Annotated in this window: 20 protein-coding genes and 1 tRNA gene; 9 read left to right on the top strand and 12 right to left on the bottom strand. The window is 38.2% G+C overall.

The features are described from left to right. Positions 1 to 313 precede the first annotated feature (313 nt). From dld to GQR87_RS09570, 7 genes are all read right to left on the bottom strand, one after another. Positions 314 to 2,002 (bottom strand): D-lactate dehydrogenase, encoded by a 1,689-nt coding sequence (gene dld / locus GQR87_RS09600; RefSeq protein WP_158968782.1) that lies wholly within the window; start codon positions 2,000 to 2,002, stop codon positions 314 to 316. A gap of 19 nt (positions 2,003 to 2,021) precedes the next feature. Beyond that, positions 2,022 to 2,420 (bottom strand): ribbon-helix-helix domain-containing protein, encoded by a 399-nt coding sequence (locus tag GQR87_RS09595; RefSeq protein ID WP_158968780.1) that lies wholly within the window; start codon positions 2,418 to 2,420, stop codon positions 2,022 to 2,024. Between the two features lie 23 nt (positions 2,421 to 2,443). Continuing rightward, positions 2,444 to 3,001 (bottom strand): DJ-1/PfpI family protein, encoded by a 558-nt coding sequence (locus GQR87_RS09590; protein WP_158968778.1) that lies wholly within the window; start codon positions 2,999 to 3,001, stop codon positions 2,444 to 2,446. A gap of 330 nt (positions 3,002 to 3,331) precedes the next feature. Beyond that, complete coding sequence (locus tag GQR87_RS09585; RefSeq protein WP_158968776.1) at positions 3,332 to 3,796, bottom strand: DUF2147 domain-containing protein; 465 nt, start codon at positions 3,794 to 3,796, stop codon at positions 3,332 to 3,334. A 124-nt stretch (positions 3,797 to 3,920) separates the two neighbouring features. Beyond that, entirely contained in the window at positions 3,921 to 4,787 is an 867-nt protein-coding gene (locus tag GQR87_RS09580; RefSeq protein WP_158968774.1) for an MYG1 family protein, read from the bottom strand. Positions 4,788 to 5,254: 467 nt separating this feature from the next. Then, positions 5,255 to 6,724: a diguanylate cyclase gene (locus GQR87_RS09575; protein ID WP_158968772.1), complete on the bottom strand. Its 1,470-nt coding sequence runs from the start codon at positions 6,722 to 6,724 to the stop codon at positions 5,255 to 5,257. A 646-nt stretch (positions 6,725 to 7,370) separates the two neighbouring features. Then, positions 7,371 to 7,462, bottom strand: a tRNA-Ser gene (locus GQR87_RS09570). A gap of 277 nt (positions 7,463 to 7,739) precedes the next feature. On the opposite strand from GQR87_RS09570, the gene GQR87_RS09565 reads away from it, so the two are divergent. The 9 genes from GQR87_RS09565 to GQR87_RS09525 all read left to right on the top strand — a co-directional run bounded on the left by GQR87_RS09565 (position 7,740) and on the right by GQR87_RS09525 (position 14,874). Beyond that, positions 7,740 to 8,408 (top strand): Bax inhibitor-1/YccA family protein, encoded by a 669-nt coding sequence (locus GQR87_RS09565; RefSeq protein WP_158968770.1) that lies wholly within the window; start codon positions 7,740 to 7,742, stop codon positions 8,406 to 8,408. Between the two features lie 104 nt (positions 8,409 to 8,512). Next, positions 8,513 to 8,902 carry a sulfurtransferase complex subunit TusD gene (gene tusD, locus GQR87_RS09560; protein ID WP_158968768.1) on the top strand — a complete coding sequence of 130 codons (390 nt, stop codon included), beginning with the start codon at positions 8,513 to 8,515 and terminating at the stop codon, positions 8,900 to 8,902. Further along, positions 8,902 to 9,279, top strand: coding sequence for a sulfurtransferase complex subunit TusC (gene tusC / locus GQR87_RS09555; protein ID WP_158968766.1), 378 nt, complete (start codon positions 8,902 to 8,904; stop codon positions 9,277 to 9,279). The genes tusD and tusC overlap by 1 nt, the downstream gene beginning before the upstream one ends. Next, positions 9,279 to 9,563 (top strand): sulfurtransferase complex subunit TusB, encoded by a 285-nt coding sequence (gene tusB, locus GQR87_RS09550; RefSeq protein WP_158968764.1) that lies wholly within the window; start codon positions 9,279 to 9,281, stop codon positions 9,561 to 9,563. The genes tusC and tusB overlap by 1 nt, the downstream gene beginning before the upstream one ends. 1 nt (position 9,564) lies before the next feature. Next, complete coding sequence (locus GQR87_RS09545) at positions 9,565 to 9,903, top strand: TusE/DsrC/DsvC family sulfur relay protein (RefSeq protein WP_158968762.1); 339 nt, start codon at positions 9,565 to 9,567, stop codon at positions 9,901 to 9,903. 152 nt (positions 9,904 to 10,055) lie between these two features. After that, entirely contained in the window at positions 10,056 to 10,625 is a 570-nt protein-coding gene (locus tag GQR87_RS09540) for a gluconate 2-dehydrogenase subunit 3 family protein (RefSeq protein WP_158968760.1), read from the top strand. Further along, positions 10,622 to 12,340 (top strand): GMC oxidoreductase, encoded by a 1,719-nt coding sequence (locus tag GQR87_RS09535; protein ID WP_158968758.1) that lies wholly within the window; start codon positions 10,622 to 10,624, stop codon positions 12,338 to 12,340. Before GQR87_RS09540 ends, GQR87_RS09535 begins: the two co-directional genes overlap by 4 nt. Next, on the top strand, positions 12,340 to 13,269 hold the full coding sequence (locus GQR87_RS09530; protein WP_158968756.1) for a TIM barrel protein: 930 nt from the start codon (positions 12,340 to 12,342) through the stop codon (positions 13,267 to 13,269). Before GQR87_RS09535 ends, GQR87_RS09530 begins: the two co-directional genes overlap by 1 nt. Positions 13,270 to 13,350: 81 nt before the next feature. Beyond that, on the top strand, positions 13,351 to 14,874 hold the full coding sequence (locus GQR87_RS09525; protein WP_158968754.1) for a tetratricopeptide repeat protein: 1,524 nt from the start codon (positions 13,351 to 13,353) through the stop codon (positions 14,872 to 14,874). A gap of 94 nt (positions 14,875 to 14,968) precedes the next feature. Here GQR87_RS09525 and serS read toward each other — a convergent pair whose 3' ends face one another. From serS to GQR87_RS22585, 5 genes are read right to left on the bottom strand one after another with little or no spacing between them, the layout of a single operon-like run. Then, positions 14,969 to 16,258 (bottom strand): serine--tRNA ligase, encoded by a 1,290-nt coding sequence (gene serS / locus GQR87_RS09520; RefSeq protein ID WP_158968753.1) that lies wholly within the window; start codon positions 16,256 to 16,258, stop codon positions 14,969 to 14,971. A 10-nt stretch (positions 16,259 to 16,268) separates the two neighbouring features. Then, on the bottom strand, positions 16,269 to 16,649 hold the full coding sequence (gene crcB, locus GQR87_RS09515) for a fluoride efflux transporter CrcB (protein ID WP_158968751.1): 381 nt from the start codon (positions 16,647 to 16,649) through the stop codon (positions 16,269 to 16,271). Between the two features lies 1 nt (position 16,650). Next, positions 16,651 to 18,009: a replication-associated recombination protein A gene (locus tag GQR87_RS09510; RefSeq protein WP_158968749.1), complete on the bottom strand. Its 1,359-nt coding sequence runs from the start codon at positions 18,007 to 18,009 to the stop codon at positions 16,651 to 16,653. Beyond that, positions 18,006 to 18,659 (bottom strand): outer membrane lipoprotein chaperone LolA, encoded by a 654-nt coding sequence (gene lolA, locus GQR87_RS09505; RefSeq protein ID WP_158968747.1) that lies wholly within the window; start codon positions 18,657 to 18,659, stop codon positions 18,006 to 18,008. Before lolA ends, GQR87_RS09510 begins: the two co-directional genes overlap by 4 nt. Positions 18,660 to 18,687: 28 nt before the next feature. After that, the gene (locus tag GQR87_RS22585) at positions 18,688 to 21,114 is read right to left on the bottom strand and encodes a DNA translocase FtsK (protein ID WP_158968745.1); all 2,427 of its coding nucleotides are present in this window, start codon (positions 21,112 to 21,114) and stop codon (positions 18,688 to 18,690) included. Positions 21,115 to 21,141: the final 27 nt, after the last annotated feature.

Raw genomic sequence — 21,141 nt, 5'->3', positions numbered from 1 at the left:
GAGAGGGCGTAATGCGTTTAGCAATAAGTCGTGAGCACACAAAATCCCTCCCCCCACAGACACGTTCAATGGCAAGTCACTGGTTATTCCTGCTAATTGTAGAGGTTACGATCAATATCTAAATGGCAAAGCTAGCTAACTTCCTTGATGTAATTGAAATACCTATCGCATACCATATCTAAAGGCTAATAATACAGCTACAGTCGAGTTAAGTGACACTGGCGGTTTTGTTGCAAGTGCAGCGATACAAGCTTTTTATGTTAAATAATTAGCTCAATTAATGCATTACAACGCATAATTCAACTATTAATGATTACTCTTTATAATGCTGTTTTTTAGACATTCCACCTATACCTGCATTTAAAGCATTAGTTGGGTCTAACTGTTGGTAATTATTCGCTAATGCCGGTTTAGCCACATAATGATGACCCACATTATGCTCAGCAGGATACTCGGCCCCCCGCTTTTCAAGCAAAGCTAACAAAGATTGTTTAATCGCTTTAGCATCTTCACCTTTACGTACCAAATAATCTTGATGAAATACATGACATAAAAAATGTCCGTAATACAATTTGTTGAGCAACTTATTGTTAAGCTCCTCAGGTAAGCTTTCAAACCAATCACTATCGTTGCGTTTCAGAGCAATATCTAAGGCGACAATAGATTCTACTTGTTGATGATTTATCGAAGCATATTGGACGGCGGCACCCGCTGCTGCAAAGCGTAATAAGTATGCAGCCTTGGCATCTGTTTCGTTACACAGAAAATATTCTAAATCATTTTGTTGTTTGATACTGGCCAATAAGCCTTGTGTTTCTTCAAGTAAATGACCTTTGATAGTCAGAATTAACTGATGTTCATATTGTTTATTCCACTGATGAAGTTTTTCAGGTGTTTGGCTGGGAAACAAGCTGGCAATTTTATATACCATCTTGTCAATAAAACTCTGCGGTAACCAAGATATCTTGCGACATAGCGAGTCTAATTGGCGTTTTACATTAAAAAATTTGGGTAACCATTTTGTACCAAAGTATTTAATCATAAGTACGGTATCTCGACCGTAATTATCAGCTAAATTAAAAATATCTCTATGCAAATATTCGGCATATACAGGTAAGCTTGTTGATCGTTTAAGTAATGTTGTTCGAACAGTTTGTAATGCTTGGGGTGAATTAGTGCCTAGATAGAAGGTATGTTCTTGCTCATTTTTAACAAAAGTATCAACCCGTACTGCAAATACGGCAAGTTTGCCTGCACAACCACTCGCCTGATGTAAACGCCTTGGATCAGCATTAAAACGAGCCGGGCTGTCATCGCTGGTTTTACGTACCCAATCGGCATAATCGCGATCAGAGGCTAACTTTCCTGTACTTTTAATGTCTTCAGCTAGATACCTTTTATCTTGCAAGTTACTCAGTATTTCCTGCGGCGTATCGCCTAGTTCAATATCAAGCTCATTCACTAATTCCAAATTACCGTCTTTGTTTACTTGGGCGTACAAAGCCAATTCAGTGTAAGCCGGACCACGTTCCACCAGTGCGCCACCTGAGTTATTGCATATTCCTCCGACTATTGATGCGCCTATGCAAGATGAACCAATCACCGAATGGGGGACTCGGCCATAAGGAGCAAGGGCTTTTTCTAAAGAAAATAAACTGGCACCGGGAAATGCTACTATCTGTTGTTGCGGCACTAGAACATGGATATCTTTAATACGTGTAGTATTAATAATCACGGTATCGCGGTCGCAACCTTCTGTTGGAGTCGAACCGCCCGTTAATCCAGTATTTGCAGCTTGCATAATCACAATCACATTTGCTTTAACGCAAGCCTCTAAAATCTGCCATTGTTGCCAAAGACTAGCTGGTTTCACCACAGCTAAAGCTGGCCCCTGCCCTTCACGAAATGCTTTTCTAAATGGTGCAGTAGCACGCTCGCTAGTCAACACATAACGTGCACCGACTATTTTTTTTAAGCTAAGTATTAAAAGCTGATGTGACATAATTTTATATAAATTTCGACTAATTAATTGAGGACTTATTCGGCATTTCGGTATAAAGAGCCTTGCGCTGCTGATTGCGCAATGTTTCTTGCTCAATAATATGCTGAGCGTCAACATCACTTAACGGCGATTCAACCTGACGAGAAATATCGCCATCTGCCATCAGTGATAAATAACGAGAACAACAGACCCGCAAAAATGAGGTGAAATTGCCAATATCATGATCAGCATCAAGGGATTCCAGATACAATTTAGTGATTGCCTGATTAACTGTCATTTGATCACGAAATGCCAACTCTTCCAATATGTTCCAAAAAAACACCTCTAAACGAATGGAGGTAACAACACCTTGAATTCGTAAAGATTTAGTTTTGGAGCTCCACAAATTGCTGTCTGCATTGATAAAAAGTTGGCACATATGACTCTCGCTTCTAACTATATTTATAACAAAGCAACAAATTGTTGCAACATCGCAGGATGAGCAGGCCAAGCTGGAGCTGTAACTAGTTGACCATCTGTGATCGCGCTATCCATGGGTAAATGAATATATTCGGCACCAGCCATTTCCACTTCAGGTTGACAAGCAGGATAAGCAGAGACCTTTTTACCTTTTATAATACCGGCAGCTGTCAATAATTGTGCCCCATGGCAAACAGAAGCAATGGGTTTATTGTTAGCTGCAAAATGTCTGATAATTTCAATCACTTTAGCATTTAGCCTTAAATACTCAGGTGCACGACCGCCAGGTAAATACAAAGCATCATAATCGTCAACATTCACTTCTGCAAAAGATGCATTTAGAACAAAATTATGTCCACGCTTTTCGCTGTAGGTCTGGTCACCTTCAAAGTCATGGATTGAGGTGGCTATACTGTCACCCGCTTTTTTATCTGGGCATACTGCATCAACATCATGTCCCATGGCTAATAGGGCCTGAAAAGGTACCATATTTTCATAATCTTCAACAAAATCACCGGTAATCATCAGTACTTTAGACATATTTTTTCTCGCTGTAATGGAATAAAAGAAATAATTTACATTCACTTAACGCAATAATTACAACATAAATAAAACAGTACTAGGTAACATGGCAATACTACAAACTTACTGAAACTTAAATTAAGAGTAAATATTGAATAACAACGGCTGAGTATAGGGGATTTAAATTGTTAATTTTGTATCTAGGGTGACGAGTTAATCGAATAAGCGAGGGGATTTAGCGTGTTGCTAGGAAATACATCCATGTATTTGTTTATTAGCTTGGTTAACACTGGCGGCAAAATATAGATTTTTATTCTGCCTATCACTTAAAATTATTAAGAACTGAGTTTATTTTACTCTTGTCCAAGTAGTGGTTCTGCCTAGCCAGCTAACACCAATATATCCCGTCATTTGTAACGTATCAGCAGAATCTTCTAACTCAGCTTCACAACTATAAGTGTTACCTGATTCAGCATCGTAAATCTTACCTTTTGTGTATTCATTCTCATCTGACTTTTTTAAACCGGTTAATAATGTAATACCTAGTATGCTCCGAGACCTGAGTTTTTTATCATCGTTATTTAAGTCAAGCTTGGGTTGATCTAAGACCGCACCTTTTTTCTCTTCTACATCAGCTTGATCCCAGGTCGGTTCTTTCAACCAAACAAGATCGCCACAAAAACTATCGTCACATTGGTAAACTTTTACTTGTGCGGCTTGGTCTTTGGTGTACCAAAGACCTTCAATCGCATCGGCAAAAGCCACTTTACTAATAAGAGCAGACAACAGCACTAAAGCAATAGACTTTTTCATAACTTCTCCAAATTTGTCCAGAATGCACATTAATACTCAGACATATTAATACTTCTTGGCAAAGAAAACATCAGATCAGACCAGTAATTAATAAAAAGAAGAAATCAGCCATATTTATTACTCTTTATTTAAGTGCAATGCTAGCCATTTTCATCGTGCTTTCGAATGATTCAGCACCGGCGATAAATAATCCATTGTGACAAAACATTGCATCTTCAATCCCAGTGACTTGCTGCAAAGCATCGTCAGATAAACCAGCCCACTCTTTAGGTAGCGCTTTTCTATCTTCAAATGATCCAGGCTCAACTGGTACTGTCTGAATTCTCCACTGCCCTGTTTGTGAGGGATACACCATATATAACGCTTGCTCGGATAAAGCGTGGACCGTTCTTTTCCAAGGCACATATTTATCTAAGATAATAACTCTAGGATCTTCAGCTTTTTCAATAGCTTTAGCCACTATATCTTTAGCACTAATACCGCCATTTGCAGCTGCAATAAAACGTGTTAACACCCTATATGCAAATTCCACAGCTTCATCAAAACAACTATCAAAATGACTGTCTTCTTGCCATGTTGGATTAAACATAGAGATTGTTTGGCTAAGGCTAATACCTTCAGGTACCCCCACAAGGTGACCACAATCTATAGCATCGATTGTAGAAACTAAACCGGTATCAACAGCATTTGCCACTTCTTGGTTACCTTGACATATTTGTGTACCGTATTTTTGCCAAATTAAACCAAATGATGAATAAGGAATACCATTGTCACGCTCGCCTGCTCCGCCACGTTGATGATGATCAAACCTGTCAGTTTCAGGGGAATATTCACCTCCTACATCAATTACGATATCAGCTTTAGCAATAATATTTAAATCACGGGTGCGTATTAGATTAAAAGAAGAATAAATATACTTCAGCGCTGCAACACTAAATACATCATCTGCATGAAAATTGCCGTTATGGGTTACTATAGTTTTGTTAGTCATTTATTTGCTATCATTTTAGAAAGAGGTCAAAAGAAAATGCGGATAGAGGTTAATCTATGGGAAAATTTAATTAGTTAATTTACATATGCGATTCTATACGAAAACAACACAGAAAAGCAGTAGATAGTGACGAACACAACAATATATTAGCGTGTAGTGAGTGTTAAATTGAATTCTGTAAATAAAATAAGACTTTTTTAGTTCTCCCTTCATAAGCCAATAGGAAAAAAATTTATCTTTTGTAAACTAATTTTATAAACAATACAGCATTGAAGGCGACTTTCTAATAAAAAGATTTTGATGATAATAAATCCACAAATATGAACTGATGATTTGTTTAACTGATATGGCGTTAGCAGGCGTGTTTTTACAACTATTTAACATTATCGTTATTAAGTGGAAATACTACTTGCTGTAATCATTTTCCTCGGTGATTGCTATCACGAAAATACTATTATGGAGCAATTTTAATGTTGAAAAATACAATTACGTCCAGAACGTTTGGCTTCATATAAAGCATTATCCGCACGTTTAAATAAACTTTCAAAATCATCATCTTGTTTAATAGAAGTAATACCTATACTGGCACTTAACTGTTGATCATTAATATATTCAATAGCATTAATATTCTCTAACAACCTATTCGCTATCTTCATAGCAACTCGCTCGTCAGTCTTGGGTAACAAAACCACAAACTCGTCGCCGCCATAACGACCTAATAGATCCTCAGGACGCAGCAATTGTTTAACTGTATGACTCAAGCTTTTTAAGGCGTAATCCCCTATATCATGACCATGCATGTCATTTATGCTTTTAAAGTGATCGATATCATATACTAACAGGCATAAGGGTAGGTTTTCTATTTGGGCTTTTTGTAGTTCTGCTCTAGCTTGCTGTATAAGGTATTCCCTGGACGCGGTTTGTGTCAGGCTATCAACAAATACTTTATTCTGTAACTGAGTGTTGTATGAGGTTAACGCAGGAATAGCGATAGCAAATAAAGCATTAGCCGCTACCACATTAATTGCATACTGATACACCATAACAAAATTCATTAATTCAAACACATCAACTAAAAATACAACCAATAAGCTAGTTAATGCCAAACTAAGAATATTAAAAAATGCATTTTCGCTACAGGCTATCCACATATGCGGTAACACTAAAAAAAAGATTGCAAAAGAACTATCCATTGATTGGGTAAACTTAGCTAATATCATAGCAACCAAAACCAAGCTTAAAGATAACAATACTTTGTATTTGTATTGAGGGGATGCAGAAAGCAATTGTCCTTCAATATGCTCTAATATTTTAAAATGTTTATCTGGATATACAAAATGCAGGAAAGAAAAAAATAATGGGCTAAGAACGATAATTCCAGCCATGTCACCAATCCAAAATGGCAACCAAGTTGCGGAAAAATCATTCATCGACATCATATTCGATAAAATTAACGCACTTAACACTAGTGCAGTGGCAACTAATGCAGATATTGCTGCAATTAACAAAAAGCTGATAATAGATAGGGGCAAGGTTAGTTGTTTATTTTGGGTCAGCCAGTATAGGATTTTACTGCCAATATAATAAGGAATGATATGAGCAAAACCAAATAAAACACCTCCCTCTAACACTTCTATATCTTGTAGTTCAATTTGATAATCATTATTGGTGAACATAGTCACTAAAATCGCGGCTAACATTAAAATCGGTATTGCCCGCACACCAACCACGAAAAGTACGGCAAAAGTCAGTCCAGCAGGAGGGAACCAAACACTAGCATGATGGGCGTATTCGACTAGACCTCCAATAAACCAGACTCCCAACCAACTTAACAATAACAAGAAAGAACGGGCTACAGCGGAATGTAATAAAAAATGGATAAATTTTTGCTTGTGATTTATAGAACACAAAGAGTACAACAAATTACTAGGTTCCATTTGAGGTTGTTTTCTTAAAATAGACTGACTAAATTTTACCTATTAACTATATTAACTATCTCTTACCATTACCAGAAAATAAGTTATATCTTTAGTTTGAATTTAATAAAAAAACTTATGGTTAGGCTTTCTATAACGATCATCACAATTAATTTTTCTTTATGTGATTTTTGAAAAACAAGATAAGACTCAATTTGAAGGTGGTCATTATTAAGATGTCTCAGAAAACTGAAAGGAATGTTTTCAAACCCTCCATGTATTTCCCCTTAAAGGCGCCAAAGGCGGTTCAACCAAGATTTGTTGGAAAAAATCAGAACAGCTTAGCTGGCCTGCGAAGCAGGTGAACCACAGGGACGTGGTGAATAAATGTTCCAAACATTTTGTCGAACCGCGGGGCTTCTCCCCCTCGCTATTAAGCTTGGTCAATAAATTCAAGGCAATAAAAAACCCGCAACATGTGCGGGTCCTTCATATATGGCGGATAGCGAGGGATGTACTCAGGTACATCCCTGTACCTGACCCTTCGGGCGCCGGAGGCGGTACCAATTGTTCCAGACAATTGGTCGAACCGCGGGGGTTCTCATCCCGACGCTTCGCCATAAATAAAAAAGGCCCAACGAACAACGTTGAGCCTTTTTTATTTATATGGCGGATAGCGAGGGATTCGAACCCCCGGTACGTTTGACCGTACGTCTGATTTCAAGTCAGGTGCATTAAACCGAGCTCTGCCAGCTATCCAATAATTTTTTACATCACAATTCTTATTAACTAAACAAACGTAAAATAGCTCGTCGAATTGAGGATGCGCATATTAGAGGCGTTTTAATTTGTTGTAAAGTATTAAATAAAAAAATTGTGTTGATTGCTTGTTGTTTGTACGTATTGCATATATTTACATCAAGTTACGATTTGTCTTAAAGATTTAATACGGTATTACTTGAATTATTGAACCAAACCCCATACAAATAGACTATATAAATATAAAACCAATTTTAACTTAAGCTTGGAGAGAAAAATGCAACAAAGATCTACCTATACTAGTGCAGGTCAACCTTCTGTACTACAAACGAACAAGGTGCTTCGTAACACTTATATGTTATTAGCTATGACATTAACATTCAGTGCTATTTGTGCTGGTGTTGCTATGTCTATGGGTTTAGGTCAAGGAACAGCCATGATCATGAGCTTGGGCGCTCTTGTAATGATTTTCTTTTTAAATAAAGCAGCCGAAAGCTCAATGGGCATTTGGTTTGTATTTGCCTTTACTGGGTTATTAGGAGGCTCTCTAGGGCCAATGCTAAATCACTACGCAGGTTTTCCTGGTGGCAAAGAAACAATTGTTCAAGCCTTAGGCACAACAGCTCTAGTCTTTTTTGCTTTATCTGGTTATGTGTTAACCACTAAAAAAGATTTCTCATTTATGGGTGGTTTTTTATTAGTTGGATTAGTTGTTGCAGTAGTCGCTTCTATTGCCAATATCTTTTTAGGTATCCCTGCTCTTAGTTTAGCGGTCAGCGCAGCTATTGTATTTATTATGTCTGGTTTCATATTGTACGATACTAGCCGCATCATCAACGGTGGTGAAACCAACTATATTCGCGCGACGGTTTCTATGTACTTAAACATCTATAACCTGTTTACTTCTATCCTTCACCTTTTAGGTGTATTTGGTAGCGATGACTAATTTTTAGTCGATATTAACGTTTTAAAACGCCTCAGCTTGCTGGGGCGTTTTTTTATGGTACATTTGCCACATATCATTCAACTTAGGTTATCTACTTTAATACTATGGCGTCCTTTACAATTTTAGTCACCAGTGCCCCACTCTCTGAGCAAAACGCCTATAGTGCTTATCGTTTTACAAAAGCAGCTTTAACCGCTCAGCATAAAGTGAAGGGGATCTTTTTTTACGAAAATGGCACTTTAAACGGCAGCGCTTTACAAGTAACGTCTTCAGATGAATTTAATTTACATCAAGCATGGATAAACTTAGCAGAGCAATATTCACTACCACTTATGGTATGTGTTAGCGCAGCGTCAAGAAGAGGCATAACCAATCAGCAAGATGCTCAAGAATCAGATCAAGCGCATTTTAGTTTATCTACCCAATTTGACTCGGTAGGCCTTGGAGAATTAGCCCAGCTAATTAAACAAAGTGATAGGTTGGTACAATTTTGATGCAGACAACTAATTCCGATAACAATGGATTAGCCATTATCAATAAAACCGCCCCCTATGGCTCAACAAAAGGGCAAGAGAGTCTTGATCTAGCACTGGCTTTAAGTAATTTTGCTCAAGCTGTCAGTTTGTTTTTTATTGACGATGGTGTATGGCAATTACTAAATGAGCAAGTACCTAATAGTATTAATCAAAAAGCCTATTTCAAAACCTTTGCAGCATTAGAGTTTTACGACATTGAAAATATATATGTATGTGAGCAAAGTTTAACGGCTCGTGGCTTAACAGAATCTCAACTTTGTATCCCTGTCACTTTAATATCCCATTCTGAAAATAATCAGTTGTTAGCTACTCATAATCAGGTTTTAGTATTTTAATGATTTTACACAAATTATCAGCCAGCCCATTTACATCTACATCTTTAATTGATTGTTTAAAAAGAGCTGTAACTACAGATAAAATTTTACTCACTCAAGATGCAATATACACTTGCCAGCTTAAAAATGCTGAAGATTTATTAGCACCTTTTGCTCCCATCTATTGTATTAACGACGATCTAATCGCTAGAGGCATAAAATTAAATCAACAACTGTACCAAGCAGTAGATTATGCACATTTCGTGGAACTTAGCTTAACCTGCAAACAAGTCATAAGTTGGTAAAATGGACTATTTTATAGAATTTTCAGAAACAAAAATTGCCGTTGATAAAGCAGGTTATTTATTAAATGTGAGCGATTGGCAAAAAGACTTAGCGCCACTATTAGCCGCACAAGAAAACATACAATTAACCGATAATCATTGGCAAGTAGTAGAATTTGTACGTGATTTCTATTTACAATTTAATACCAGCCCCGCCATGCGCGCCTTGGTAAAAGCTATGGCTAATGAATTTGGCCCTGAAAAAGGCAATAGCCGTTATCTATTTAAATTATTCCCCAAAGGTCCAGCTAAACAAGCCACAAAAATTGCGGGTTTACCAAAACCAGCAAAATGTTTATAAGACCCATCATGTTGAAGGCTTATAACAAGTTAGCCACTTAAGCCTCTCAGTTTATTTACACAATAGTTACTTTATATATGAAAACAACTCTTTGTTGATATATTGCATACTGTTAACATAGTATTTACCCTAAACTCACGAAAAGTAAATAGATGCTAAATATCACCATCAGTAGGCGAGTATTTATAGGCGCAGCTATGTATCTCGTCACCGCCCCTATATTCGCGAGCACAACTAATAAACATACACAATTAACAGAGGTCCAATCTGATGGCCAGTTTTTTTCCGCCCTAGAACTTACCCTGCTCATTGATGTAGCTGAAATTATGCTTCCCCGTACAACTACTATTGGTGCCACTGATGCTCATGTTATCCCAGTGTTAGATGGACTAATGTTGACTTGGGCTGGTACTAAAACTAAAAAACAATTTAAAAGCTGTATTCAGCAAATAATGACTCTTGCAATGGATACTCATCAAAAAAGTTATCTCGAATTATCCTTAAATATGCGACAGCAACTGCTAGAACAACTAGACATCACTGCATTTGCTAATAAAAAAACAGATTTATCCTCCAACTATCGACGCTTAAAAGAAATGGTTTTTCATGTGTTTTATACCTCAGAGAAAGCTAACCCCGACTTTGTCCTTATTCCAGGTGAATACCATGGCAACCTTACGAAACAACAATTAGCTAAAGTCAGTAGTGGGATCAAACTATGAAACAAGATTTTGACGTAATAGTAGTGGGCTCCGGCATGACAGGAGGTTGGGCCGCTAAAGAGTTTTGTGAAAAAGGCTTTAAAACACTAGTAATAGAAAGAGGTCGCCACCTAGATCACCCGAGCTCAGAATATAAAGATATGCAAGCACCTTGGCAGTTAGAAAACAGAGGGTTAGCATCGGAAATATATGATGAAGAAGGTCGATATCGTATGTTAAAAACTAAAAAGGGAAAACTCAAAACTGAATCAATTCAATTCTTCGCCGATGAAAAAGAGTATCCCTACTCTTACCCAGAAGATAGGCCTTTCATGTGGACCCGGGGGTATCATTTAGGAGGACGTTCTCTAACATGGGCCCGAGTTTCACTTCGTTTTGGTCCTAAAGATTTTGAAGCTAACACTAAAGATGGGCACGGTATTCCTTGGCCTATCGGTTATCAAGATATCGCCCCTTGGTATGACTATGTTGAAACATTTGCAGGCATCTCTGGCAATAAAGACGGTTTACCTGATCAACCTGAAGGAATCTATCAAAAGCCTTGGAAAATGAGTTGTGCTGAAGAATTTGTTGCCAAAAACATTGCTAAAAACTTACCCAACAGACATATGATAATTGGCAGAACAGCCAATATGACAGAACCAACAGAAATACAAACCAATTTAGGTAGAACAAAGTGCCAAGCTCGTTCTTACTGTGACCGAGGTTGTACTTTTGGCGGTTATTTTAGTGCCCTTGCAGCAACCTTACCTGCGGCTAGGAACACTGGAAATTTAACCATAGTGACAGATGCTATTGCTTCATCTGTAGATTATGATGAAACTACAGGGAAAGCCTCTGGAGTCACTATCATTGATGCCCACACTAATGAAAAACGTAGCTATAAAGCCAGAGTAGTTTTTCTTTGTGCGTCTGCTTTAGGTTCGGTCCAAATATTACTAAATTCTAAATCAAAGACCTTCCCTCACGGCTTAGGCAATTCAAGCGGCGCTTTAGGGCATTATATAATGGATCATTTTACTGGTGCTATGGCTGGTGGCACAGTCCCTGGTTTTGAAGACAAATATTCATATGGACGCAGACCTATAGGCACCTATATACCTAATTTTAGGCATGAAAAAACGGACGATGTAAATTTTGTTCGTGGTTATGGATTTCAAGGAGGTGGCGCTTCAAGGCCCAAAACCGGTACCACAGCCAAACGAGTAGGTATTGGAGCTGAAGTTAAAGATAAAGCCATGCAACCTGCACCTTGGCGTTTCTTCACTGCCATGTTTGGGGAAATGTTACCTTATTACGAAAATTTCGTCAGTTTACATCCTAGCAAAAAGGATAAATGGGGAATTCCTCTACTGCACATAGATGCACAAATTCGAGACAATGAACGAAAAATGATAGTGCAGGCAGCTAAAGACGTAAAACAGTTGCTTGAGGCTGGCGGTTGTACCGATATAAAAGTGACTGAAGTGCCCGCAGACAAACATATAATGGTTGGCGCCCGTACTCACGAAATGGGCGGCGCATGTATGGGAGACGATCCAAAACAGGCAGTCTTAAATAAATGGGCCCAATCACACGATGTACCAAATGTCTTTGTGACCGACGGCGCCTGTATGCCTTCTTGCTCAACACAAAATCCTTCACTGACGTATATGGCTATCACCGCAAGGTCTGCAGATTATGCCGCTAAATTAATGCAACAAGGAAAACTGTAATGGATAGACGTAAATTTATCATCAACACAGCCGCGGCAGGCTTAGCTAGCGCAGGTTTATCATCTTGCACTTCAACCACAGAAACGACCCAAGTAACAATTGATACTATGAGTTTGGCTGAAAGACAAAAATGGCTCGCTTCATTTTCTTGTAACATTGAAATGTGGTTTAAGGATCGCCCTTTTCTAGATCGTATAACCGCGGCTAGAGAAATAGGCTTCAGTGCAGTAGAATTTTGGAATCCCCTTTCTGTTAAAAAAGCAAAAACACCGTCTCTAATTGCACAACGAGCAAGAGATGAAGGTATTCATATCACAAGTTTTTCTCCCGGTGCGCCCTATTTAGCTGATCCATCCAATCTAAATGAATTTTTAGAATGGACAGAAATAGCCATAGACCTTTGTACTTTGTTTGATGTGGCAAACTTTAATTTAACCGGTCATAAAAATATTGAAGGGCAATCTTTACAACAAATGATTGAAACCTATACTCATGCAATCAAACTTGCTGCACCAAAATTTGAAAAAGCACAAAAAATAGCAACCATTGAACCCTATAATCCGTTTGATCATAAAGGACATTTTATTTATGGCAATGAGCCGGGACTATCCATCTGCCGAGAAGTTAATTCTACCAGTATCAAACTCAACTGGGACTTTTTCCATATGCAGCGCACAAACGGTAACTTAATTACAAATATGGAAAATGGTTTTAATCAAATAGCTTATGTACAACTTGCTGACTCTCCAGACAGACACCAACCTAGCACCGGAGAAGTCGCCTACGGCTTGGTTTTGACTCGGCTCAGAGAGTTAGGTTATCAAGGTTACATAGGTGCGGAATGTTTTCCTAAAAACAAAGATGAACTTAAAGCGGCCAATGATCTTGCTCATTTAGCAAAAATCAGCAAGTTACAAGCTCCTTTATAGACAATATTTACATAGCGCCTACTCACTCTGATTAATGGTGGGCTTTATAACTAACATTCAATGGAACACAGGATAAACCTCATGGAAAAGTTATCGCGATATTTATCAAGTACGCTGATATTTACATCGCTCATTAGTCATTCAGTTCTAGCTTTGGATATTTTTGAAGCCGATCGGCTGTTTGAGAAGAAACAATATAAACAAGCTCTGCAAGAATATTCAAAGGCCGCACAGGTAGGTAGCCCCCATGCATATTATCAGTTAGGCACGATTTATCACAAAGGACTAGATGTTTCCAGAGACAATATTAGCGCCTATATTTGGTTATCTCTGGCAGCCGAATATGGTTTTTCAGATTCAAAAAAAGCGGCAAGCGAGATCTTAGAACTTTTAACTGATACACAAAAAGATAATGCTAAATATATTTTGTTATCCCTCAAACAAAAACTTGGCAAAGAAGTCATTCAAAGTAAATATTTTCCTGTTTTAAACCAACAAAACTTAAATGAAAAAATCACTTTTGGTGGTGATGGAAAATTAGAAATAACATACCAAGACACTGATCTGATGTTGGATAGTTTTGACAGTTTTGAGAGTGACGCTTTTTATGACGACGTCAGTTCCTTTGATAACCCAGATGGTGAAGATGCATTTTCAGATGCACCTCAAGAAGCACAAACAGGTACTATACGTGCACCAGCTCAGTTTATACGTAAAACACCATTTCTTATTGTTGATTACGATGTAGGACCTGATGGTTCAATTCGTAATGTCACACCCGTACAGAAAATTGGTTATTCTCGTACATTACAAGAAAAGTTTATGTTTAACACTTTCCCTGCCCCTAACTTTAAAGATACCAGAGTGAGCTTTATTAACCGTAGTTATATGGGGTCAGCTACCTATAGCCAATTTCAAATGAAAGATGAATACGAAAGGTTATATGACAAATTACGTAGAATAACTAAAAAGTTAAAAATCAGTGAAGTACCAGAAGACAAATATCAATATGCCATGATGTTATTAACTTTTACCTGGTTAAAACAAGAAGATAGTGAAGCCATTCAATTGTTAAAAGAAGTAGCAGAATCTGGACACCCATTGGCACAATTTGAATACGGCGCAAAATTATATCGTGAACAAACAGATATCCAGCAAGGCATTCATTGGATTTCTGAGGCCAGTAAATATGGCCTCCCCAAAGCTGAATACTTATTAGCGAGCATTCTGCAAAATAGCCCTTGGGTGCTGAATGATGAGAAAAAAGCGTTATATTGGTATGAATCTGCGGCGCAGAAAGACCATCTAGCGGCTCAATTAAAAGCAGCTGAGCTGCAATTATTAGCCATAGATACTAATTTACACGACCTTACTGCCGCAAATGAGTATTTACAGCAACTAAAAGAATCACAAAGAGACAATCCTGAATATTATTTCTTATTAGCCATAGCCGAGAAAAACCGACCCAACCGCGATTTCAAACAAGTGATCAATTATGTTGAAGAAGCCATCGACCTTGGAGAAAAATTTAATTGGGACGTGTCATATTGGCAAGGTTTACTAGAAAAATGGACGACTGGCTCTGTGTATATAGTAGAAGACTAGTTTAGGTGGTTTATCTAGCTCTATAAATATAAAAAGCCGGTTTCGCTTAAGCAAAACCGGCTTTTTAATATCTACCATTGAAAAACAGTATTATTTAACCAATTGATTGTAAACCTTTCATATAAGGCTGCAAAGCCGCAGGAATAGTAATACTGCCATCAGCTTGTTGGTTATTTTCTAATATAGCGACTAATGTACGGCCAACAGCTAAACCTGAGCCATTTAACGTATGTAACAATTCAGGCTTGTTGGTTTCTGGACTGCGGAATCTAGCCTGCATTCTGCGAGCTTGGAAATCTAACATATTTGAGCAAGATGATATTTCACGATAAGTATTTTGAGCCGGCAACCACACTTCTAAATCATACGTTTTACACGCACCGAAGCCCATATCTCCAGTACATAACAACACTTTACGATAAGGTAATTCCAACAGTTGTAATACCTTCTCTGCATGACTGGTTAACTCTTCTAAGGCCTCAAAAGACTTTTCAGGATGTACCAGTTGTACTAACTCCACTTTATCAAATTGATGTTGTCTGATTAAGCCTCTGGTATCTCGACCGTATGAGCCAGCCTCACTTCTAAAACAAGGCGTGTGAGCCGTCATTTTAATCGGCAATTCTTTGTCAGCAAATATTTCATCACGAGCAATATTCGTTAAGGGCACTTCTGATGTAGGGATCAGTGATAATCCTTGTCCTTCTTCAGTAGCAGGTTTGGTATGAAAGGCATCGCCAACAAATTTAGGAAATTGGCCGGTACCAGTCATACTCGCTTCATTCACCAATAAAGGTACGTACATTTCTGTATAGCCATGCTCTTCAGTGTGAAGATCCAACATAAATTGAGCTAATGCTCTGTGTAACTTGGCTATTTGACCACGAAGCACAACAAATCGAGAACCAGTCAATTTTGTAGCAGTTTCGAAATCCAAACCTTTTTTGATAGCTAAACCTAAATCAACATGATCTTTTACTTCGAAATCAAATGTCCTAGGAGTACCCCAGCGCAACACTTCAAGGTTATCGTTCTCATCTGCACCAGCAGGTACTGAATCATCTGGTAAATTTGGAATATTTTGCGATGCCGCTGAAATTTCATCAAGCAGTTCTGCAAGTTCTATTTTACCTGCATCTAACTCTGCACCTAACTTACCCACTTCAGCTAATAATGGCTGTATGTCTTCACCAGATGCCTTAGCTTTGCCTATAGATTTAGAACGTACATTACGTTCATTTTGCAATTCTTGGGTTTTTATCTGTAAAGACTTACGTTTTTCTTCCAATTGAATAAAGGAATTTACGGCTAGGTCAAACCCTCTTCTTTTCAATTTTTCGGCGGTTTGTTGAATATCGCTACGTAAACATTTTGGATCTAACATCTTGTTTTATCTAACCTTTAACTAATTGAGTGGCTAACCATGCTGCAAATAAACAACAGGTTATGTTTAATATTATATTGAGTACGGCCTTTAGCCATAAACCTTGCTGAAAAAGCATTATTGTATCAACTGAAAATGTTGAAAACGTTGTTAGTGCACCTAAAAAACCCACTCCAGCTGTGGTTCGCCATAGCGCAGATTCGAGATGACCATGTTCTAATAATGCGTACAAAAAGCCTAACAAAAAAGAACCAATAAAATTGACCAGAAGTGTACCAAAAGGAAAGCCTTTACCAAACCATTGAAGCATGAGTTGTGAAAGAAAATAACGTAAACAAGCTCCAGAAGCCCCTCCTAGCGCAATAAACACGTAAATCATAAAACTTTGCATCTTAACGGTACCTTTGTTCCTGACTACGTTTATCTAGTTCCCTTAAAAAATCTAGCTTCTCGGCAAGCTTTTTTTCCAGACCTCTATCATTAGGTTTATAATATTCTGTATTTTTTAATTGTTCAGGGAAGTAACATTCGCCTGCCGCATAAGCATAGGATTCATTATGGGCATAACGATATTCTTGGCCATAACCTAAATCTTTCATTAGACTGGTTGGTGCATTACGTAAATGTTCTGGCACTGGGTAATCCGAGGTATCTTTAGCCTCATTCACCGCGGCCTTAAAAGCTACATATACAGCATTACTTTTTGCTGCACTGGCACAATACAAGGTTGCCTGAGCAATAGCTCGTTCGCCCTCTGAAGGTCCCACACGATGGAATATATCCCAGGCATTTAAACAAATTTCCATTGCTCTTGGATCGGCATTACCAATATCTTCAGTTGCGATAGCTAATAAACGCCTAGCCACATACAAAGGGTCACATCCAGCTACTAACATTCTCGCATACCAATAAAGAGCTGCATCGGGGGCTGAACCTCGAACTGATTTATGAAAAGCTGAAATCAAATCGTAAAATAAATCGCCACCTTTATCGTACTGAGCGACTTTTTCACCTACAGCTTGTTTTACCATTTCTGCAGTTAATACTTTTTCTTTTGCATCAACAGGTAAAAAATCTGCGGTCAATTCTAGATAATTCAGTAAACGCCTTGCATCACCACTGGCCAGATCTAATAAAATAGAATTGGCATCTGAGTCGATCGATAAGCCCAAATTTCCTAAGCCGCGTTTTTCATCGGTTAAAGCTTGTTGTAAAACTAAATTTAACTCTTCACTGTTCAAACTTTTGAGGACATACACCCTAGCTCTAGACAATAATGCATTATTTAATTCAAAAGACGGATTTTCTGTGGTGGCACCAATAAAAGTAACAGTACCGTCTTCTATATAAGGCAAAAATGCATCTTGCTGACTTTTATTAAATCTATGTACCTCATCAACAAATAAAATAGTGCGTTTTTGTTGCTGCGCATAAAGTTTGGCATTATCTATTGCTTGACGTATATCTTTTACACCACTACTAACGGCAGATAATCTTTCGATATGAGCATGGCAATGATTGGCGACCAATTCAGCTAAAGTGGTTTTTCCGGTACCAGGCGGGCCCCATAAAATCATAGAATGACATTGACCACGGAGTAATGCCGCACGCAAGGGTTTTCCTTCTCCCACTATATGCTGCTGACCAAAATATTGTTCAATAACGGCTGGACGCATTCTGGCGGCTAAAGGAATAAACTCATCAGAAATTAACCCGGATTGCTCAGGATTAAAGTTAAATTCCTCTGTCATAAGGCGCGCTGATCATCCAATTCATAGCCTTCTGGCATAGTAAAAACAAACTTATTCGTTGTTAACGTTTTATTTTGCAATATATTCGAAAAGGTTAAAGTACTGGTTTGTTTCTGTACGTCTGTTGTTTCAAGCTGAACAAGTTTATCCTGACGATCAAATACTAAGCGTAACGTTTCTACACTACCAGTTTGTTGTATTGGGCTAATAATAAATTCTTTATCTTTCACCATAACGTTAAATTCTAACCACTTATTGCTACTAGGATCAGTGAGTAAGATCAATGGGTTATTCTCGATGGCGGAATCCTGATTATAGGCAACTACCTGCTCCATAAATGGGTCTATATTCCATAAGGTTTGTCCATCCGCTAACAAGATATTATCATTCGGTGCCAGTAACTCCCAATAAAGTTTATTAGGTTGTTGCAATACAATATTGCCTCTGGCTTCTTGTAATACAGTGTTCTCTATATCTACCACTTTTTGCGTAAAGTCGGCTTGATAACTTTTTAATTGCTGCAATTTTATTTGTAATGCTAATTTAGCGTCACTCACAATGTTGCCACTTAGTGCTGCATATGAATTAGCAGTAATAAATAAACTGGCAACTAACAAACAAAATAATTTAGCTGGAAATGTTTTTTTCATGAAAATTTAAATCTCTGTATTAAGCTGTTTAATCTCTTGGCGCCGGAGCAGCAAGTACTTCGCGATTACCATTATGGCCTTGTGAACTTACGACTCCACTAGATTCCATTTGTTCCACTAAACGCGCGGCTCTATTGTAACCAATTCTGAATTTACGCTGCACACTAGATACTGAAGCACGTCTTGTTTCAGTGACAAATGCCACAGCTTCATCGTAAAATACATCAAATTCTTGATCTTCACCTTCAGGTTGTTCACCTGGCAATAAAATTTCTGCGCTCGCATCACCATTTAATATTTCATCTATATATTGAGGAGCCCCGCGTTTTTTCCAATCAGCAACAACAGCATGGACTTCATGATCGTCAACAAATGCTCCATGCACTCGAGTAGGTACACCTGTTCCAGGTGGTAAATACAACATATCACCAGCGCCTAATAAGGCTTCTGCACCTTGTTGATCGAGTATGGTTCTCGAGTCAATTTTAGAAGATACTTGAAAAGCAATACGAGTCGGGATATTAGCTTTAATTAATCCGGTAATAACGTCAACAGAAGGTCTTTGTGTGGCAAGCACTAAGTGAATGCCTGCTGCCCTAGCCTTTTGCGCAATACGCGCAATCAGTTCCTCAACTTTTTTACCTACTATCATCATCATGTCGGCGAACTCATCGACGACGACCACAATTGCCGGTAATTTTTCTAAGAATGGCGCTTCTGTTTCCATGCTTTCCTCTGACTTCCACAAAGGATCTCGAATGGGCTCACCGGCTTCAATTGCATTTAATACTTTGGTGTTAAACCCTTTCAGGTTTCGCACCCCTAAAGCTGACATTAATTTATAACGACGTTCCATTTCGCCCACACACCAACGCAGTGCATTCGCAGCTTCTTTCATATCAGTCACTACTTCAGCTAATAAATGAGGGATACCTTCATAAACCGATAATTCCAGCATTTTAGGATCTATCATGATCATACGCACATCTTCAGGCGTAGATTTATATAACAGACTTAAAATCATCACGTTAACACCGACAGATTTACCAGAACCTGTAGTACCTGCAACTAATAAGTGCGGCATTTTGGCTAGGTCGACAAATACAGGTTTACCTGAAATATCTGCACCAAGTACCATAGTTAAAGGAGACTCAGCAGACTGAAATCTTTCATCAACTATCACTTCACTTAAACGTACCATGTCGCGTTTTTTATTCGGTAGTTCGAGGCCAATAACTGATTTACCTGGAATAACTTCAACTACCCTAACTGATATTGCCGACATAGAACGAGCTAAATCTTTAGATAGGGTGGTGATTTTACTGACTTTGACACCTGGTGCTAAATCCATTTCAAAACGAGTGATTACAGGCCCTGGATAAACGCCCACTACCCTAGCTTCGATATTAAAGTCAGCTAATTTAGCTTCTAATAAACGGGATACAATTTCTAGTTCTTCTGGGGTTATAGGATTCTTAATTTTATCTGGGCGTTCTAATAATTCAAAAGACGGCATAGGTCCTTGCTCAGTTCCTTCTTCTGATCCGCTAGGGTCAGTATCAGCAACGGCTTTTTCAACCTGAGGATCGGGTTCATCTTTAGTTTTTTTCCGAGATAAATTAATTTTTTTCTTTAACTCGGTGATAGATATTGGATTTTTAGTCGAACTTTGAGGTTCGGGATCATCAAGAATGTCTTGAGGAACCATAGGTTCAACAGTAAAAGGAGGGATATCATTATCATCAAAATCGCTAGCAACTTGAATATCACTGTTCCAAAAGTTGTCTTCTACTGCAGCCGGCCTGATTGGTTCTGCGGTTTGTTCCTTTGGCTTTTTAAAATTTAATAGAGGTGTTGTTGATTCTTTGAGTTTAGCTGGCGCACGGAAAATAAATAAACCAGTAAAAATAGTTAGTTCACCTAATTTATCGACAATAGTTAGCCAAGAGATACCACTTAATAAGGTCACCCCTGCACAAAAAAAACTGAGCAACAATAATGTTGTACCAACTAAACTAAAATATGGAACTAAAGACGAACTGAGAATATCCCCCACCACACCACCTGAAGCGTAATTATGTATATCACCAGCATTTAAACTGAGTAAACCTGTGGCTCCTAGCACTAACAAGATTACACCGATAATTCTTAGACCAATATTTAAATAATCAACTTCTAACAAATTTTTAGTTTGTTGAAATAAAAACCAACCTAAAAATGCGCAACAAAATGGTAAGGTATAGGCGAAAGTACCTAAGGTGAAAAAAAGAATATCTGCAAACCAAGCGCCAATTGGGCCAACCCAATTGTTAACGTTGGTTTGTAATCCAGCTTGACTCCAACCTGGATCAGCAGGATGAAATGAAGCTAAGGCCAACAGTAAAAAAAATGCAAAAGCCGCACTGATAATCATGCCAACTTCCATTATTCTTTGGATGCCTGTGAGTCTTGCCATAGTGTTATATTCGTTCTAAGTTTGAGA

This window comes from Paraglaciecola sp. L3A3 (assembly GCF_009796765.1).
Taxonomy (GTDB): domain Bacteria; phylum Pseudomonadota; class Gammaproteobacteria; order Enterobacterales; family Alteromonadaceae; genus Paraglaciecola.
This window is presented reverse-complemented; position numbering and strand designations above follow the sequence as displayed.